This is a genomic window from Stenotrophomonas maltophilia (assembly GCF_023518235.1).
In the GTDB taxonomy this organism is placed as follows: domain Bacteria; phylum Pseudomonadota; class Gammaproteobacteria; order Xanthomonadales; family Xanthomonadaceae; genus Stenotrophomonas.
The window spans coordinates 3,913,549-3,929,284 of the sequence record NZ_CP090423.1 but is presented as its reverse complement, the minus strand read 5'-3'; the positions used below and the strand labels follow the sequence as shown (position 1 = coordinate 3,929,284).

The following is a 15,736-nucleotide window of genomic DNA, read 5'->3' as shown; positions in this document are numbered from 1 at the left end:
CCATGGACATCCGCCCCATCCTCAGCACACTGCGCCGGCACAAGACCGCTGCCGCCCTGATCGTGCTGGAAGTCGCACTGACCTGCGCCATCGTCTGCAACGCGCTGTTCCTGGTCAGCCAGCGCGTGGAGAAGATCAGCATGCCCAGTGGCATCGCCGAGAACGAACTGGTGATGCTGCGCGTCAGCGGCATCGGCAAGCAGACCGACGCCCTGGCCCGCACCCGCGAGGATCTGGCCTCGCTGCGTGCGATTCCCGGCGTCAGCAACGCCACCATCATCAACCAGGTTCCGTTCCGCAACGGCTCCTCCAGCAGCAGCATCTCGCGCGAGGTCGACCAGGAACGGCCGACCACCAACGCTTCGATGTACACCCTCTCGGAGAACGGGTTGGCCACGATGGGCATCAACCTGATCGCCGGCCGCGACTTCCTGCCCGACGAGTACCAGAACTTCGAAGACGTCAGCAAGGGCGGCGCCAAGGAAAAGGCCATCCCGGTGATCTTCACCCAGTCCACTGCCGCCAAGATGGAACCCAACGGCAGCGCGCTGGGCAAGACCTACTACATGGGCAAGCAGCCGCTGCACGTGGTCGGCATCGTCGACACGCTCAGCACGCCCAATGGCTGGAATGACAACTGGACCAACTCGATGCTGCTGCCGGTACGGCGCACCTTCGACGACGGTGGTACCTACATGCTGCGCACTTCGCCGGAACGCCGCCAGGAAGTGCTCGACGCCGGTGCGGTCGCGCTGGAACGCAACGACCCCAACCGGCTGATGCGCGACAAGCTGACCTATGAAGACCAGCGCAAGGATTTCTTCAAGAATGACCGCGCCATGGTCGGCCTGCTGATCACCGTCAGCATCTCGCTGCTGGTGGTCACCGCGCTGGGCATCATCGGCCTGGCCAGCTTCTGGGTGCAGCAGCGCAGCAAGCAGATCGGCATCCGCCGTGCACTGGGCGCCACCCGTGGGCAGATCCTGCGTTACTTCCAGACCGAGAACTTCCTGCTGGCCACGCTGGGCATCGTGCTGGGCATGCTGGCTGCCTATGCGATCAATCTGGCCCTGATGAACCTGTACGAGCTGCCGCGCATGCCACTGTTCTACCTGCCGCTGGGCGCGCTGCTGCTGTGGGTGCTGGGCCAGATCGCGGTGTTCGGGCCGGCCCGGCGTGCGGCAGCGGTGCCGCCGGCCGTCGCCACGCGAGGGGCGTGAGATGCGCGCCTGCACGATGGCGTTGATGCTGCTTCTGCCACTGCCGGCGCTGGCCGGCGGTGGCAGCGCGCAGACACTGGAATGGCGCCAGGACGATGCGCGCTTGTCGCTGCGCTCGACCGAGGGCCAGGTGCATGTGGAGGCGGCTAAACCGGAGGCACGCTTCGGCGTGCGCCACGGCGACCGCATCCTGCGGGTGAACGATACCGCCGTGCGCCGGGTCGAGCATCTGAGCGAGGCCCTGCGCCAGACCACCGCACCGACCGTGTACCTGTTGCTGCGGCGCGACAAGCGCGAGCTGACGGTACCGGTGGATGCGGTCGCCTGGCGCCTGGCGCTGGTCGCCCCGCCACCACCTCCGCCGCCGCCGCCCCCTCCGGCGCCGCAGCGCTGAGCAACGCGCCCTGCACGGGCGCCGGTTTGGCTATGCTTGATGGGTGGCGCCGGGCTCTCCCGGCGCAGGCACGCGAACGGCTCCAACGGCGCCGCCCATCCCTTTCCGCAGAACTGCTTGATGCCTTCGATCCTGATCATCGACGACAACGCCAGCGTGGGCACCGCGCTGGACGTGCTGTTCTCCCTGCATGACATCGACACCCTGCAGGCGCAGACCCCGGCCGAAGGCCTGGCGCTGCTCGAATCGCAGCCGGTCGACCTGGTGATCCAGGACATGAATTTCAGCGAAGACACCACCTCGGGCGAGGAAGGCGAGGCGCTGTTCGCACAGATCCGCGCGCGCCACCCGGACCTGCCGGTGATCCTGCTCACCGCCTGGACCCATCTGAGCAGTGCGGTGGACCTGGTCAAGGCCGGTGCCGCCGACTACCTGGCCAAGCCCTGGGACGACCGCAAGCTGCTGACCACGGTCAACAACCTGCTGGAACTGTCCGAGGCACGCCGCGAACTGGACCGCCGTCGCGCGCGCGAACTGCGCCAGCGCAACGCCCTGGAAGAGAAGTACGACCTGTGCGGCGCCGTGGTCGCCGATCCGGCCAGCGAACGCGTCATCACTCTGGCCTGCCAGGTCGCGCGCTCGGAGCTGCCGGTGCTGATCACCGGCCCCAATGGCGCCGGCAAGGAGAAGATCGCGCAGATCATCCAGGCCAACTCGCTGGTGGCCAAGGGGGCATTCGTGGCGGTGAACTGTGGCGCACTGCCATCAGAGCTGATCGAAGCCGAACTGTTCGGTGCCGAAGCCGGCGCCTATACCGGCGCCAACAAGGCACGCGAAGGCAAGTTCGAAGCCGCCGACGGCGGCACACTGTTCCTGGATGAGATCGGCAACCTGTCGCTGGGCGGGCAGATGAAACTGTTGCGTGTACTGGAAACCGGACGCTTCGAGCGCCTGGGCTCCAACCGCGAGCGCCAGGTCAAGGTGCGCGTGGTCAGCGCGACCAATGCCGACCTGCCGGCGATGATCCGCGACGGCAGCTTCCGCGAGGACCTCTATTACCGGCTCAATACCGTGGAGCTGGTGCTGCCGCCGCTGGCCGAACGCCCTGGTGACATCGTGCCGTTGGCCGAGCGCTTCCTGACCGCAGGCAAGCCGCTGTCCAGTGCCGCCACCGCTGCGCTGCAGCGGCATCCGTGGCCCGGCAACGTGCGCGAGCTGCGCAACGTGATCCAGCGCGCCGAGCTGCTGGCCACCGGCAGCCGCATTGAAGTGGCCGACCTGAATCTGCCGCGCGCGCCTGCGGCGCCCCGGCCTGCGCCCAGTGCGGGCAATGATCCCGACCGTGCGCGCATCGAGGATGTACTGGCACGCAACCACGGCGTCATCGCCCAGGCCGCTGCCGAACTCGGCCTGAGCCGCCAGGCGCTGTACCGGCGCATGGACCGCCACGGCATTCCACGCGAATGAAGCGGCGCTCCTTCACCTTCCGCCTGTTCCTGCGCCTGCTGCCGGTGCTGGCGCTGGCCGCCGCATTGCCATGGCTGCTGGCCTACTGGATGGATCACGGCTGGGTGGTGACCACGGTATCGGCACTGATCCTGCTGTCGCTGATGTGGTGGACGCTGCGCCGCGCCACCGCGCCGGTGCGTTCGCTGATGCGCGCCCTGTCCGGTACCACCAGCAGCTACCGCGATGGCGAGTACAACTTCGGCGTGCACTGGCCGGGCAATGACGAGCTGGGCGACCTGGTGCAGGCCCACCGCGAACTGGGCGACGTGCTGCGCGCGCAGCGGCAGGGCCTGGTGCAGCGCGAACTGCTGCTGGACACCATGGTGCAGAACACGCCGGTGGCGATGTTGCTGATCGCCTCCGGCGGTGATGGCATCGCCCGCGTGGTGTTCTCCAACCTGGCCGCACGCAAGCTGCTGCACGGCGGCTGGAAGCTGGAAGGCCAGCGCCTGGAGGACGTGCTGGAGCAGGTGCCGGTGGAACTGCGCGATGCCATCGCCCGTGGCGGCGACAGCCTGTTCGCGGTGCATGCCGAGGGCGAGGATGGCGATGAAGATGACGAGCAGGTCTACCACCTCTCGCGTCGCGCGTTCCAGCTCAACGGCCGCCCGCATGACCTGCTGCTGGTGCGCCTGCTGACCGCCGAACTGCGACGCCAGGAGGTGCAGACCTGGAAGAAGGTGATCCGGGTGATCAGCCACGAGCTCAACAATTCGCTGGCGCCGATTGCTTCGCTGGCTCATTCCGGCGGCGTGCTGGTGCAACGCGAACGCTTCGACCGGCTGCCGGAGATCTTCACCACCATCGAAGACCGCGCGCGCCACCTGGAAGGCTTCATCCGCGGCTATGCACGCTTTGCCAAACTGCCACAGCCGCAGCTGCAGACCGTGCACTGGGCACCGTTCCTGTCCAGCCTGCGCCAGCAGATTCCGTTCACCATGGATCGCGAGCCGGACGAGGAGCTGAGCAGCCGCATCGACATCGCGCAGTTCGGGCAGGCCCTGCTGAACCTGCTGAAGAACGCGCACGAAGCCTGCGCCGAGGCTGATCCGCCCAACGATGACGTGCAGGTGCAGCTGACGCGGTTGCCGCAGTGGCTGCGCCTGGATGTGCTCGATCGCGGCAAGGGCATGAACGAGCAGGTGCTGCAGAACGCGTTGATGCCGTTCTATTCCACCAAGCGCAACGGCACCGGGTTGGGGCTGGCGTTGACGCGCGAGATTGTGGAAGCGCACGGCGGGCGCGTGTCGCTGCAGAATCGCGGCGATGGTGGACTGTGCGTATCGATTCTGCTGCCGGTGGGGTGAGCGCTCCGATCGCGTTGGTGGGTCCACGCGTGAATGTGCCGACCAAGGTCGGTACCTACCAGAGCAGCCGCATCGCCACCCGCAGATGCATCGGAAACCCCAACGCGGCCTCTTCGGCCATCACTGCCTGCAGCGCCGCGCCCCACTCCGCTTCCGCTACGGTAACGAACCCTTCGCTGGCATAGAAGGCCGCATTCCACGGCACGTCGGACAGCGTGGTCAGCACCGCCGATCGGTAGCCGCCTGCCCGCGCCTGTGCCAGTACATGGCGCAACAACGCACGACCATGGCCCTGCCGCGCATGCGCAGGGTCCACATCCATCTGCAGTATGTGGAACTCACCTGCCAGTTCGCCCGCCAGCAGGTAACCGGCGATGCCACCGTCAGCCGCATCCACCACCCATAGCTGGCGGCGGTGCAGGCCTGCGTGCAGTGCCCGCAGATCCAGGCCATGCGCGGCAAACACCGCATACGCCTCATGACCCTTCAACAGCCCTCCGGCGCGCTGCTCGATGGCCGGCAGCGCGTCGAGTTCATCGGCGCGCGGAAGGCGCGGCTCAGGACTTCTTGAGCGGGCGCTTCCAGCCATCGATGGTTTCCTGTCGTGCGCGTGCCAGGGTCAGCTTGCCGTCCGGAGCATTGCGGGTGATGACCGAACCGGCGGCGATGGTCGCGCCATCGCCAATGGTCAGCGGCGCCACCAGCGAACTGTTGGAGCCGATGAACGCATTGTCGCCGATGGTGGTGGTGAACTTGTTCACCCCGTCGTAGTTGCAGGTGATGGTGCCGGCGCCGATGTTCACCTTGCTGCCGATCACCGCATCGCCCAGGTAGGTCAGGTGATTGGCCTTGCTGCCGACGCCGAGGGTAACCTTCTTGGTTTCGACGAAATTGCCGACGTGCACGCCATCGGCCAGCACGGTGCCCGGCCGCAGCCGCGCGAACGGGCCGACCTGCGCGGCGCCTTCGGTGACCACGCCTTCCAGATCGCAATGCGCGCGCACTTCGGTGCCCGGCCCGAGGTTGACGTCCTTCAGGCGGTTGAAGGGACCGATGGTGACGCCGTCACCCAGCACGATGTTGCCTTCCAGCACGACGTCGACATCGATCAGCACGTCGCTGCCGACAGTGACGGTACCGCGGATATCCAGCCGTGCCGGATCGCGCACGCGCGCGCCCTGCGCGCACAGTGCACGCACCGCGCGACGTTGCCAGGCACGCTCCAGCTGCGCCAGCTGCCACGGATCATTGGCACCTTCGGCATCCTGCGGGTCGGCAACCAGCGCCATTTCGGCCGGGGTGTACTCGTGCGCGGCGAAAGCGAACACGTCGGTCAGGTAATACTCGCCCTGCGCGTTGCTGTTGGACAGCTGCGACAGCCAGCGGCGCAGCGCAGTGGATTCGGCGGCGATGATGCCGGTGTTGATGATGCGTACGCGCAGCTGCTCGTCGCTGGCATCCTTCTGCTCGACGATCGCACCGACCTTGCCCTCGGCGTCGCGCAGCACGCGACCATAGCCGGTCGGGTCATCCACCTCGGCCACCAGCACTGCCAACCGCCCCGGCTGCGCCAGCAGGTCGCGCAGGGTCTGCGCGCGGATCAGCGGCACGTCGCCGTACAGCACCAGCACCTGCGCGGCATCGGGCACCTGCGGCATCGCTTGTGCGACCGCATGGCCGGTGCCGAGCTGTTGTGCCTGTTCAGCCCATTGCAGATCCTGCTGGCCGGCGAAGTACTGGCGCACGGCTTCGCCGCCGTGGCCATGGACCACGTGGATCGCCGCCGGGTCCAGCTCGCGCGCCGCGGCGATCACGTGTGCCAGCATCGGCTGGCCGGCGATCGGCTGCAGCACCTTCGGCAGCACCGACTTCATGCGCTTGCCGGCGCCGGCGGCGAGGATGATGACGTGCAGGGGTTGGGTCATGGCAACGGCGGTCCGTGGGTCGTTGCCGATGATTCTAGAGCGTGGGCCGTTAACATGGGCATCCCTCCTCCTCCTGCCGCCTGCCGATGAGTCTGTTCCGCCAGGGAAGCGCCTACCTCGTCATCGGGCTCGTGCAGCTGCTGGTGGACTGGCTGGTGTTCGTGGTCGCCACCGCGCTGGGCATGCCGGTGGCTCCGGCCAACATCACCGGGCGCCTGGCCGGCATGCTGCTGGGCTTCTGGCTCAACGGCCGCTACACCTTCGCCGAGGCCGGCAGCCATCGGCTGGGTTGGAAGCGTTTTGCCCGCTTCTTCGTGCTGTGGCTGCTGATGACCGCGGCAAGCACGCTGCTGGTGAGCCTGGTCGATCACGCACTCGGCCTGCAGTACACCTGGCTGGCCAAGCCGCTGGTCGAAGGCGGGCTGGCCTGCGTCTCGTTCCTGTTGATGCGGTATGTGGTGTATCGCTGATACAGCGCCAGGATCGGGATCGGTAGAGTCGACCGCTGGTCGGCTGCTCTTGCGTGAGGCCGCGGAAATCCCGCGCTGCGCGCGGTAGTCGACTAACAGTCGACTCTACCCATTCGGCGCTGCCGTACCCGCACAAACAAAAACGCCGGCACAAGGCCGGCGTTTTCGTGGATGCAGCGCGTGAACCTCAGTGCTTGAGGGTCTTGCGCAGGCGTTCCAGGGCCTGCAGCTGGACAACGGCTTCGGCCAGCTTCTGCTGGGCTTCGGCCACTTCCATCGCTTCGCCGCGGTTGGCCAGGATGCGCTCGGCTTCTTCCTTGGCCTTGCGGACCGAGGCTTCGTCGATGTCCTGCGCGCGGATGGCGGTGTCGGCCAGCACGGTCACTACCTGCGGCTGCACTTCCAGGATGCCGCCGGAAATGGCGAAATCCAGCTGCTCGCCGTTCGGCGTGGTGACCACGACCTTGCCGGGCTTGAGTCGGGTGATCAGCGGGGCGTGCTTGGGCGCAATGCCCAGCTCGCCCAGCTCACCGGTCGCCACGACCAGGGTCGCTTCGCCACGGAAGATTTCCTGTTCAGCGCTGACGATGTCGCAACGAATGGTGCTCATGATCAGGCCTTCTCAGCCATCTTCTTGGCCTTCTCAACCGCTTCTTCGATGCCGCCGACCATGTAGAACGCCTGCTCCGGCAGGTGGTCGTACTCGCCATCGACGATGGCCTTGAAGCCACGGATGGTGTCCTTCAGCGGCACGTACTTGCCCGGCGAACCGGTGAACACTTCGGCCACGTGGAACGGCTGGCTGAAGAAGCGCTCGATCTTGCGGGCGCGCGACACGGCCTGCTTGTCTTCTTCGGACAGTTCGTCCATGCCCAGGATGGCGATGATGTCCTTCAGTTCCTTGTACTTCTGCAGGGTCTGCTGGACGCGCTGGGCGGTGTCGTAGTGCTCGTGGCCGATGACCAGCGGGTCCATCTGGCGGCTGGTGGAGTCCAGCGGATCGACGGCCGGGTAGATACCCAGCGAGGCGATCGAACGCGACAGAGTGACGGTCGAGTCCAGGTGGGCGAAGGTGGTCGCCGGCGACGGGTCGGTCAGGTCGTCCGCGGGAACGTAGACGGCCTGGATCGAGGTGATCGAGCCATTCTTGGTCGAGGTGATGCGCTCCTGCAGAACGCCCATTTCCTCAGCCAGGGTCGGCTGGTAACCCACCGCCGACGGCATACGACCCAGCAGTGCCGACACTTCGGTACCGGCCAGGGTGTAGCGGTAGATGTTGTCGACGAACAGCAGAACGTCCTTGCCCTTGCCGTTTTCGTCCTTCTCATCGCGGAAGTATTCGGCCATGGTCAGGCCGGTCAGGGCGACGCGCAGACGGTTGCCCGGCGGCTCGTTCATCTGGCCGTACACCATCGCCACCTTGTCCAGGACGTTGGAGTCCTTCATTTCGTGGTAGAAGTCGTTGCCCTCACGGGTACGCTCACCCACGCCGGCGAACACGGACAGACCGCTGTGCGCCTTGGCGATGTTGTTGATCAGCTCCATCATGTTGACCGTCTTGCCGACGCCGGCGCCGCCGAACAGGCCGACCTTGCCGCCCTTGGCGAACGGGCACATCAGGTCGATGACCTTGATGCCGGTTTCCAGCAGTTCGGTGGCCGGGCTCTGGTCTTCGTACGACGGGGCCGCACGGTGGATTTCCCAGCTGTCGCTGGCGGCCACCGGGCCGGCTTCGTCGATCGGACGGCCCAGCACGTCCATGATGCGGCCCAGGGTGCCGGCGCCGACCGGCACCGAGATGCCACGGCCGGTGTTGACGGCAACCAGGTTGCGCTTCAGACCGTCGGTGGAACCGAGGGCGATGGTACGCACCACGCCGTCGCCCAGCTGCTGCTGGACTTCGAGGGTGATTTCGGTGTTTTCGACCTTCAGTGCGTCGTACACCTTCGGCACCGACTCACGCGGGAATTCGACGTCGACGACCGCGCCGATGATCTGAACGATCTTGCCCTGACTCATTGCTGCATCCTCTAATGTGTGCTTTGAACGAACGCGGTCAGACTGCTGCCGCGCCGCCGACGATTTCGGAGATTTCCTGGGTGATCGCTGCCTGGCGCGCCTTGTTGTAGACGAGCTGCAGGGTGCCGATCAGCTTGTTGGCGTTGTCGCTCGCCGCCTTCATCGCAACCATGCGAGCGGCATGCTCGGAGGCAACGTTTTCCAGCAGTGCCTGGTACACCAGCGATTCGATGTAACGCGTCATCACGTGCTCGAGCACGGTCGCGGCATCGGGTTCGTACAGGTAATCCCAGTCGTGGTGAGCGACCTGCTTTTCAGCCGGCGGCAGCGGCAGCAGCTGATCGAAGCTGGCCTTCTGCGTCATGGTGTTCACGAAGCGGTTGTAGACCAGGTACACGCGGTCGACCTTGCCTTCGGTGAAGGCGTCGAGCATGACCTTGATCACACCGATCAGCGATTCCAGCTTCGGCACGTCGCCGATGTGGGTCACGCTGCCGACCATGTTGACCTTCACGCGGCGGAAGAAGGTCGATGCCTTCTGGCCGATGGTCACCAGGTCCACTTCGGCACCCTTGTCCTGCCATGCCTTGGCTTCGCCCAGCATCTTGCGGAACAGGTTGTTGTTCAGGCCGCCGGCCAGACCGCGATCGGAGGAGATCACGATGAAGCCGACCCGCTTGACCTGCTCGCGCTCGACCAGGAACGGATGCTGGTAGTCGGTGCTGGCCTGGGCCAGATGACCGATCACCTGCTTCATCGCCTGCGCGTACGGACGCGAGGTCTTCATCCGATCCTGCGCCTTGCGGATCTTGGAGGCCGAGACCATTTCCAGGGCGCGCGTCACCTTGCGGGTGTTCTGCACGCTCTTGATCTTGGTTTTGATTTCGCGTCCGCTTGCCATCTCTTGTTTCCCGTGGCGCGGGGCTGTTGCCCCGCGTTGTTCAACCGTTTGTCATCTGGTCCAGCGGAGCCCGTGGCTCCGCTCTACAGGACCGCGATTACCAGCTGCCGGTGGTCTTGAACTCGGCGATGCCCTTCTTGAAGGCACCTTCGATGTCGTTGTCCCAGCCGCCGGTGGCGTTGACCTTGCTGACCAGCTCGCCCTGGGTGTTGGCGAAGTGGGCGTGCAGGCCTTCTTCGAACGCCAGCAGCTTGTTGACCGGCACGTCGTCCAGGTAGCCCTCGTTGACGGCGTAGATCGACAGCGCCTGGTTGGCGATGGACATCGGCGCGTACTGCTTCTGCTTCATCAGCTCGGTGACGCGCTGACCGCGCTCCAGCTGCTTGCGGGTCGCTTCGTCCAGGTCCGAGGCGAACTGCGCGAACGCAGCCAGCTCACGGTACTGGGCCAGCGAGATACGGATGCCGCCCGACAGCTTCTTGATGATCTTGGTCTGGGCCGAGCCACCGACGCGCGACACCGAGATACCGGCGTTCACGGCCGGGCGGATGCCGGCGTTGAACAGGTCGGTTTCCAGGAAGATCTGGCCGTCGGTGATCGAGATCACGTTGGTCGGAACGAAGGCGGACACGTCGCCGGCCTGGGTTTCGATGATCGGCAGCGCGGTCAGCGAACCGGTCTTGCCGGTGACCTTGCCTTCGGTGAACTTCTCGACGTATTCCTCGGACACGCGGGCAGCGCGCTCGAGCAGACGGGAGTGCAGGTAGAACACGTCACCCGGGTAGGCTTCACGGCCCGGCGGGCGCTTCAGCAGCAGCGAGATCTGGCGGTAGGCCACGGCCTGCTTGGACAGATCGTCGTACACGATCAGCGCGTCTTCGCCGCGGTCCATGAAGTACTCACCCATGGTGCAGCCCGAGTAGGCGCTGATGTACTGCATGGCAGCCGATTCGGAAGCGGTAGCGGCAACCACGATGGTGTGGGCCAGCGCGCCGTTCTCTTCCAGCTTGCGCACGATGTTGGCGATGGTCGAAGCCTTCTGGCCGATCGCAACGTACACGCACTTGATGCCGGTGCCCTTCTGGTTGATCACCGCATCGATGGCCATGGCGGTCTTGCCGGTCTGGCGGTCGCCGATGATCAGCTCGCGCTGGCCACGGCCGATCGGGATCATCGCGTCGACCGACTTGTAACCGGTCTGCACCGGCTGGTCGACCGACTTGCGCCAGATCACGCCCGGAGCAACGCGCTCCACCGGAGCGGTCAGGTCGGTGCCCAGCGGGCCCTTGCCGTCGATCGGCTCGCCCAGCGCGTTCACGACGCGGCCCAGCAGTTCCGGACCGACCGGCACTTCCAGGATGCGGCCGGTGGTCTTGGCGACGTCGCCTTCGCGCAGGTGCTCGTAGTCACCCAGCACCACGGCGCCGACCGAGTCGCGCTCCAGGTTCAGGGCCAGGGCGAAGGTGTTGTTCGGCAGTTCGATCATTTCGCCCTGCATCACGTCGGCCAGACCGAAGATGCGCACGATGCCGTCGGACACGCTGGTCACGGTGCCTTCGTTGCGCGATTCCGCGGCCAGCTTGACCTTCTCGATGCGGTTCTTGATCAGTTCGCTGATTTCGGAGGGGTTGAGCGTGGTTGCCATCGTCAAGTCCTAGTGCCGGCAGCGGGGCCGGACGTTAAATGAATTCAGTTAGCGAGCGCGGTCTGCAGACGGGCCAGCTTGCCCTTCAGCGAACCATCGATGACCACGTCGCCGGCGTCGATCACGGCGCCGCCGATCAGCGAGGCATCCACCGCAGTGGTCACATCGACCTCGCGGTTGAAGCGCTTGCGCAGCGCGACCTTGATCGCGTCCAGCTCGCCGGCCGACAGTTCGGCGGCCGAGGTCACCGTGGCCTTGACCACGTGCTCGGCTTCGGCGCGCAGGGCGTCGAACATGCCGGCGATTTCCGGCAGCAGCGGCAGACGATGCGAATCGGCCAGGATGGCCAGGAAGCGCGAGTAGGTCTCGCCGTGGGACACCGGCGCCAGCAGGGCGACGGCGTCGTCACGACCCAGCTCCGGGTTGGCGAGCAGGGCCGCCACGCGCGGGTCGGCGGCGACGTGGGCGGAGAACGCCAGGGCGTCCGACCACGGCGCGAACGCGCCTTCGTCGCGCGCGGTCGCGAACGCGGCGCGGGCGTACGGGCGGGCAAGCGTGAGGGCCTGGCTCATCCTTAGATCTCCGAGGCCAGCTCGTCGAGCAGCGCCTTGTGGGCGTTGGCGTCGATTTCGCGCTTGAGCAGCTTTTCGGCACCGGTCACGGCCAGCGCGGACACCTGCTTGCGCAGATCTTCACGGGCACGGTTGGCGGCGGCGTCGATTTCAGCCTGGGCCAGTTCCTTCTGACGGGTGGCTTCGGTGATCGCTTCGTTGCGGGCAGCATCGACGATCTGGTTGGCGCGCGCGTGGGCCTGATCGATGATCTCGTTGGCCTTGGTGCGGGCTTCCTTCAGCGCTTCGTTGACCTTCTCCTGCGCCTGGGCCAGATCTTTCTGGCTACGGTCGGCAGCAGCGAGGCCTTCAGCAATCTTCTGCTGGCGCTCTTCGATCGCGTTCATCAGCGGCGGCCAGATCTTGGTCGCGATGATCCAGATCAGACCAGCGAAGGCGAGCGCCTGCGCGAGAAGGGTGAAATTGATATTCATGGTTAGCTCGATCGCTGGTTTCGGGGTGGACGCGCCGCCGTAGCGGCGCATCCGGCCTTCATCCGAAACCGGGTGCATCAGCACCCGGTCGTCTCAAACCGCTGTATCAGCCGGCCAGAGCCTTGGTGACGGCGCCAGCGAAGGCAGCCGACAGCGGGTTGGCGAAGGCCAGCAGCAGGCCGACGGCGACCGAGATGATGAACGCGGCGTCGATCAGGCCGGCGGTGATGAACATGCGGACCTGCAGGACCGGGATCAGTTCCGGCTGGCGGGCGGCCGACTCCAGGAACTTACCAGCCATGATGGCCAGACCCAGACCGGCGCCCAGCGCGGCCAGGCCGATCATGATGCCGACGGCAAGGGCGGTGGAGCTCTGAATCTGCGCGAAGTTGGTCAGGACGGCGAAGTACATGGTTATCTCCAGGAACTTAAGTTGCTAAGGGTGATGAAACGGATGAAGGTTGAAACGCGTTGAAGCTTGAAACGTTAGTGAGCGTCTTCCGACAGGCTCAGGTACACGATCGACAGCATCATGAAGATGAAGGCCTGCAGCGGGATCACCAGCAGGTGGAACAGCATCCAGCCAAGGCCGAACGCACCACCGGCAATGGCACCGAAGAAACCGGCACCACCCAGCACCCAGATCAGCAGGAACACGATTTCGCCGCCGAACATGTTGCCGAACAGTCGCATCGCCAGCGAGATCGGCTTGCTCAGCCACTCGACGATGTTGAGGATCAGGTTGAACGGCATCATCCACTTGCCGAACGGCGCCGTCAGGAATTCCTTGATGAAACCGCCCAGGCCCTTCGCACGCAGGGCGAAGAACAGCATCAGGAAGAACACGCTGAAGGCCATGCCCAGGGTGGCGTTGACGTCAGCGGTCGGCACCGGCTTCCAGTAGTGGATGCCGGCCATTTCCAGCGGCTTGGCGATGAAATCGGCCGGGATCATCTTCAGCAGATTCATCAGCAGAATCCAGAAGAAGATGGTGATGGCGATCGGCGTGACCAGCTTGCTCTTGCCGTGGTAGGTGTCCTTGGCCTGGCGGTCGACGAACTCCAGGCAGATTTCCACGAACGCCTGCCACTTGCCCGGCACGCCGGCAGTGGCCTTGCGGGTGCCCAGCCAGAAGGCAACCACGATCACCAGGCCCATCAGGACCGCGGTGAGGAAGGTATCGACGTGGATATGCCAGAACATCCCCTCGCCCTTGCCGACCGGTGCGGTCAGGTTCTGCAGGTGATGCTGGATGTAGCTGGTAGGGGTTAGAGCCTCGCCCGCCATGTGTCCGGAACCTTAGTTATTTGAATTTTTGTCAACGCCTGGCCATGGCCAGGACCTGGAACATCAGGCCGACGGCGATACCGGCCAACAGCGCCAATGCAGGCAGCTTGAAGACCAGGAACCCCACCAGCAGGACGCCGAAAACGACCACCCACTTGGCCACGATCGCGACGATCAGCCGCGCCATCGCCGAACCCGCCGCCACCGCCCCGCCGCTGAGCGCCATTCGTGCCGCAACCCAGCCGCCGGCCGAAATGGCCACACCGGACGCCAGCGCGCCGAGGGCATATTTCGGACCCACCAGCAGGAAGGCCAGGGCCAGGACAGCGACCGCGGCCAGCGGGTAGACCGCGGCGCGCAGCATCAGTCGCCGACCCGCATCAACGGAGTTCAGCACAGGACGTCCCGCGTGGTTGCAAGTGGATGGCTGAGGCGGCTACAGCAGGGGGGCCTCATCGAGCCGCCAAATTATAGCAATGGGACAATTTGCGAGACAACCGCTCCCTGTTCATCCCGGAAGGCCGCAAGTTGCGGTAACGGTTACATTTTTGCGTTCCGCCCCGGGGACAATGACGTCCGTGTCATGTTGCAATGCAATATTGAACTTTGGTCGCAGGCGGCGGAACTTTTGCTGTGGGCGTCGGTCCGATCTTGCGACCTGCCTGCAGCAACCTCGTCGACGCTCCGCCCCGCAGGTCCCACGATGGCCCCGAAGCCCGGCTCCGGGGCCATCTTTTTGCGTCGCGGCGACAGCGCTGAACCGTCCACATGACGTGGACCATACGTTCACGGATGGTGGACGCCGGCGTCCGGCACAGTGGCTTTCATTCTGATGAACCCCTGCAAGGACTCTTCGATGCGCCCCGTACCCACCCTGCTCGCCCTCTCCCTGCTCGCCGCCGGCGCTTCGTTCGCCAATGCCGCACACGCCGCCGAAGGCGATGACCGCTTCGCCCTGCGCCTGGGTGCGATGAACATCGACTCGGACAACACGATCCGCGGCAAGACCAACGTCGCCGGCCAGGACATCGGCTTCTCCGAGGACTTCAAGCTGGGTGGCAAGGAGTGGGAACCGCGCATCGACGGCATGTTCCGCATCAGCAACCGCCAGCGCCTGCTGTTCAACTACTTCAAGTACGACAAGGACCGCCGCGAGACCCTCGGCCAGGACATCTCCGTCGGTGACGTCAACGTGCCGTCCGGCAGCTTCGTCAAGGGCGAGCTGAAGTACCAGGTGGCCAGCCTGGTCTATGACTACTCGGTGGTGGACACCGACACCTTCGACCTCGGCCTGCAGCTGGGTGCCGAGTACGCCAAGGTCAGCAGCAAGGCCTACGCCGATCTGGGCACCGTGTATGAGGGCCAGTTCCTCAACGAGAAGACCGACGGCGTGGCGCCGGTGGTCGGCGCGCGGCTGAGCTTCACCCCGTCGGAAAAGTGGATGATCACCCTGCAGGGCCAGTACCTGAACACCCGTTGGGGCAGCTTCGATGACTACAAGGGCGACCTGAGCCGCGCCAACGCCATCGTCGATTACCGCTTCACCCGGAACTTCGGTGTGTTCGCCGGCTACGACTGGTTCAAGCTCGATGCGGACAAGAAGGGCAGCGACGGCACCATCGGCCTGAAGCAGGAATTCAAGGGGCCGGTGGCCGGCGTCAGCTTCGTGTTCTGATCCCCCGCCTCTTCCACACACGCTCTCTCCTGGCGCGGCCTCCGGAACATCGGGGGCCGCGTTTTTTGTGCTGTTTTTCCCTGCGTGCAGGAGCAAGAGCAGCTGGGTCGAGCGCTTGAGGGAGAGGGGGATGGGTGCGAATGTCCCCGGGCGCCGGCCTGCGGCCGTCATCTCCTCCTTTACTTCGCACCCATCCCCCTCTCCCTCCGCGTGCAGGCGTCCAGGGGGCCTAGGCCGTGGCTCTCGACTGTCCGGCAAGCCGAGCCGCTGCGCGGGTGGCAGGCGTTTGGACAACGTAAAGGAGGAGGCGACCGCCGCAGGCGGACGACGGGGGACATT

Annotated in this window: 17 protein-coding genes; 6 read left to right on the top strand and 11 right to left on the bottom strand. The window is 65.4% G+C overall.

The window, feature by feature from the left end:
• Positions 1-2: 2 nt before the first annotated feature.
• The 4 genes from LZ605_RS18335 to LZ605_RS18320 all read left to right on the top strand — a co-directional run bounded on the left by LZ605_RS18335 (position 3) and on the right by LZ605_RS18320 (position 4,430).
• Positions 3-1,220: an ABC transporter permease gene (locus tag LZ605_RS18335; RefSeq protein WP_249842785.1), complete on the top strand. Its 1,218-nt coding sequence runs from the start codon at positions 3-5 to the stop codon at positions 1,218-1,220.
• A 16-nt stretch (positions 1,221-1,236) separates the two neighbouring features.
• Positions 1,237-1,614 carry a PDZ domain-containing protein gene (locus LZ605_RS18330; RefSeq protein WP_249844948.1) on the top strand — a complete coding sequence of 126 codons (378 nt, stop codon included), beginning with the start codon at positions 1,237-1,239 and terminating at the stop codon, positions 1,612-1,614.
• A 120-nt stretch (positions 1,615-1,734) separates the two neighbouring features.
• Positions 1,735-3,081, top strand: a complete 1,347-nt coding sequence (locus tag LZ605_RS18325; protein ID WP_249842784.1) for a sigma-54-dependent transcriptional regulator — start codon at positions 1,735-1,737, stop codon at positions 3,079-3,081.
• On the top strand, positions 3,078-4,430 hold the full coding sequence (locus LZ605_RS18320; protein ID WP_107231937.1) for a sensor histidine kinase: 1,353 nt from the start codon (positions 3,078-3,080) through the stop codon (positions 4,428-4,430). Before LZ605_RS18325 ends, LZ605_RS18320 begins: the two co-directional genes overlap by 4 nt.
• Positions 4,431-4,485: 55 nt before the next feature.
• Here the strand turns inward: LZ605_RS18320 and LZ605_RS18315 are convergent, their stop codons facing one another.
• Both LZ605_RS18315 and glmU read right to left on the bottom strand, forming a co-directional pair.
• Positions 4,486-5,019, bottom strand: coding sequence for a GNAT family N-acetyltransferase (locus LZ605_RS18315; protein WP_249842783.1), 534 nt, complete (start codon positions 5,017-5,019; stop codon positions 4,486-4,488).
• Positions 4,988-6,355 carry a bifunctional UDP-N-acetylglucosamine diphosphorylase/glucosamine-1-phosphate N-acetyltransferase GlmU gene (glmU, locus tag LZ605_RS18310; RefSeq protein ID WP_249842782.1) on the bottom strand — a complete coding sequence of 456 codons (1,368 nt, stop codon included), beginning with the start codon at positions 6,353-6,355 and terminating at the stop codon, positions 4,988-4,990. Before glmU ends, LZ605_RS18315 begins: the two co-directional genes overlap by 32 nt.
• Before the next feature lie 86 nt (positions 6,356-6,441).
• Between glmU and LZ605_RS18305 the strand changes: the two genes are divergently transcribed.
• Positions 6,442-6,825 carry a GtrA family protein gene (locus LZ605_RS18305; RefSeq protein ID WP_249842781.1) on the top strand — a complete coding sequence of 128 codons (384 nt, stop codon included), beginning with the start codon at positions 6,442-6,444 and terminating at the stop codon, positions 6,823-6,825.
• A 187-nt stretch (positions 6,826-7,012) separates the two neighbouring features.
• Here LZ605_RS18305 and LZ605_RS18300 read toward each other — a convergent pair whose 3' ends face one another.
• From LZ605_RS18300 to LZ605_RS18260, 9 genes are all read right to left on the bottom strand, one after another.
• Complete coding sequence (locus LZ605_RS18300) at positions 7,013-7,435, bottom strand: F0F1 ATP synthase subunit epsilon (RefSeq protein WP_005411127.1); 423 nt, start codon at positions 7,433-7,435, stop codon at positions 7,013-7,015.
• A gap of 2 nt (positions 7,436-7,437) precedes the next feature.
• Entirely contained in the window at positions 7,438-8,844 is a 1,407-nt protein-coding gene (atpD, locus tag LZ605_RS18295) for a F0F1 ATP synthase subunit beta (RefSeq protein WP_005411128.1), read from the bottom strand.
• 37 nt (positions 8,845-8,881) lie between these two features.
• A complete protein-coding gene (gene atpG / locus LZ605_RS18290; protein ID WP_006471334.1) occupies positions 8,882-9,745 on the bottom strand; it encodes a F0F1 ATP synthase subunit gamma in 864 nt (287 codons plus the stop codon).
• Between the two features lie 97 nt (positions 9,746-9,842).
• The gene (atpA, locus tag LZ605_RS18285; RefSeq protein WP_008266965.1) at positions 9,843-11,390 is read right to left on the bottom strand and encodes a F0F1 ATP synthase subunit alpha; all 1,548 of its coding nucleotides are present in this window, start codon (positions 11,388-11,390) and stop codon (positions 9,843-9,845) included.
• Positions 11,391-11,434: 44 nt separating this feature from the next.
• The gene (locus LZ605_RS18280) at positions 11,435-11,962 is read right to left on the bottom strand and encodes a F0F1 ATP synthase subunit delta (protein WP_107231932.1); all 528 of its coding nucleotides are present in this window, start codon (positions 11,960-11,962) and stop codon (positions 11,435-11,437) included.
• Positions 11,963-11,964: 2 nt separating this feature from the next.
• Positions 11,965-12,435: a F0F1 ATP synthase subunit B gene (locus tag LZ605_RS18275; RefSeq protein WP_005419512.1), complete on the bottom strand. Its 471-nt coding sequence runs from the start codon at positions 12,433-12,435 to the stop codon at positions 11,965-11,967.
• Positions 12,436-12,541: 106 nt separating this feature from the next.
• Positions 12,542-12,847 carry a F0F1 ATP synthase subunit C gene (gene atpE, locus LZ605_RS18270; RefSeq protein WP_005411133.1) on the bottom strand — a complete coding sequence of 102 codons (306 nt, stop codon included), beginning with the start codon at positions 12,845-12,847 and terminating at the stop codon, positions 12,542-12,544.
• A 74-nt stretch (positions 12,848-12,921) separates the two neighbouring features.
• Positions 12,922-13,722 (bottom strand): F0F1 ATP synthase subunit A, encoded by an 801-nt coding sequence (gene atpB / locus LZ605_RS18265; RefSeq protein WP_057496519.1) that lies wholly within the window; start codon positions 13,720-13,722, stop codon positions 12,922-12,924.
• 31 nt (positions 13,723-13,753) lie between these two features.
• The gene (locus LZ605_RS18260; RefSeq protein WP_181358707.1) at positions 13,754-14,119 is read right to left on the bottom strand and encodes a hypothetical protein; all 366 of its coding nucleotides are present in this window, start codon (positions 14,117-14,119) and stop codon (positions 13,754-13,756) included.
• Between the two features lie 459 nt (positions 14,120-14,578).
• On the opposite strand from LZ605_RS18260, the gene LZ605_RS18255 reads away from it, so the two are divergent.
• On the top strand, positions 14,579-15,397 hold the full coding sequence (locus LZ605_RS18255) for a hypothetical protein (protein ID WP_249842780.1): 819 nt from the start codon (positions 14,579-14,581) through the stop codon (positions 15,395-15,397).
• The last annotated feature ends 339 nt before the right edge of the window (positions 15,398-15,736 follow it).

Bases quoted from the DNA above. Each gene is read 5' to 3' on its own strand.
- atpD (WP_005411128.1), bottom strand. From the start codon at position 8,844: ATGAGTCAGGGCAAGATCGTTCAGATCATCGGCGCGGTCGTCGACGTC.
- LZ605_RS18320 (WP_107231937.1), top strand. From the start codon at position 3,078: ATGAAGCGGCGCTCCTTCACCTTCCGCCTGTTCCTGCGCCTGCTGCCG.
- LZ605_RS18300 (WP_005411127.1), bottom strand. From the start codon at position 7,435: ATGAGCACCATTCGTTGCGACATCGTCAGCGCTGAACAGGAAATCTTC.
- LZ605_RS18280 (WP_107231932.1), bottom strand. From the start codon at position 11,962: ATGAGCCAGGCCCTCACGCTTGCCCGCCCGTACGCCCGCGCCGCGTTC.
- atpA (WP_008266965.1), bottom strand. From the start codon at position 11,390: ATGGCAACCACGCTCAACCCCTCCGAAATCAGCGAACTGATCAAGAAC.
- LZ605_RS18330 (WP_249844948.1), top strand. From the start codon at position 1,237: ATGGCGTTGATGCTGCTTCTGCCACTGCCGGCGCTGGCCGGCGGTGGC.
- LZ605_RS18305 (WP_249842781.1), top strand. From the start codon at position 6,442: ATGAGTCTGTTCCGCCAGGGAAGCGCCTACCTCGTCATCGGGCTCGTG.
- LZ605_RS18315 (WP_249842783.1), bottom strand. From the start codon at position 5,019: ATGGCTGGAAGCGCCCGCTCAAGAAGTCCTGAGCCGCGCCTTCCGCGC.
- LZ605_RS18325 (WP_249842784.1), top strand. From the start codon at position 1,735: ATGCCTTCGATCCTGATCATCGACGACAACGCCAGCGTGGGCACCGCG.
- LZ605_RS18255 (WP_249842780.1), top strand. From the start codon at position 14,579: ATGCGCCCCGTACCCACCCTGCTCGCCCTCTCCCTGCTCGCCGCCGGC.
- atpB (WP_057496519.1), bottom strand. From the start codon at position 13,722: ATGGCGGGCGAGGCTCTAACCCCTACCAGCTACATCCAGCATCACCTG.
- atpE (WP_005411133.1), bottom strand. From the start codon at position 12,847: ATGTACTTCGCCGTCCTGACCAACTTCGCGCAGATTCAGAGCTCCACC.
- glmU (WP_249842782.1), bottom strand. From the start codon at position 6,355: ATGACCCAACCCCTGCACGTCATCATCCTCGCCGCCGGCGCCGGCAAG.
- LZ605_RS18275 (WP_005419512.1), bottom strand. From the start codon at position 12,435: ATGAATATCAATTTCACCCTTCTCGCGCAGGCGCTCGCCTTCGCTGGT.
- atpG (WP_006471334.1), bottom strand. From the start codon at position 9,745: ATGGCAAGCGGACGCGAAATCAAAACCAAGATCAAGAGCGTGCAGAAC.
- LZ605_RS18335 (WP_249842785.1), top strand. From the start codon at position 3: ATGGACATCCGCCCCATCCTCAGCACACTGCGCCGGCACAAGACCGCT.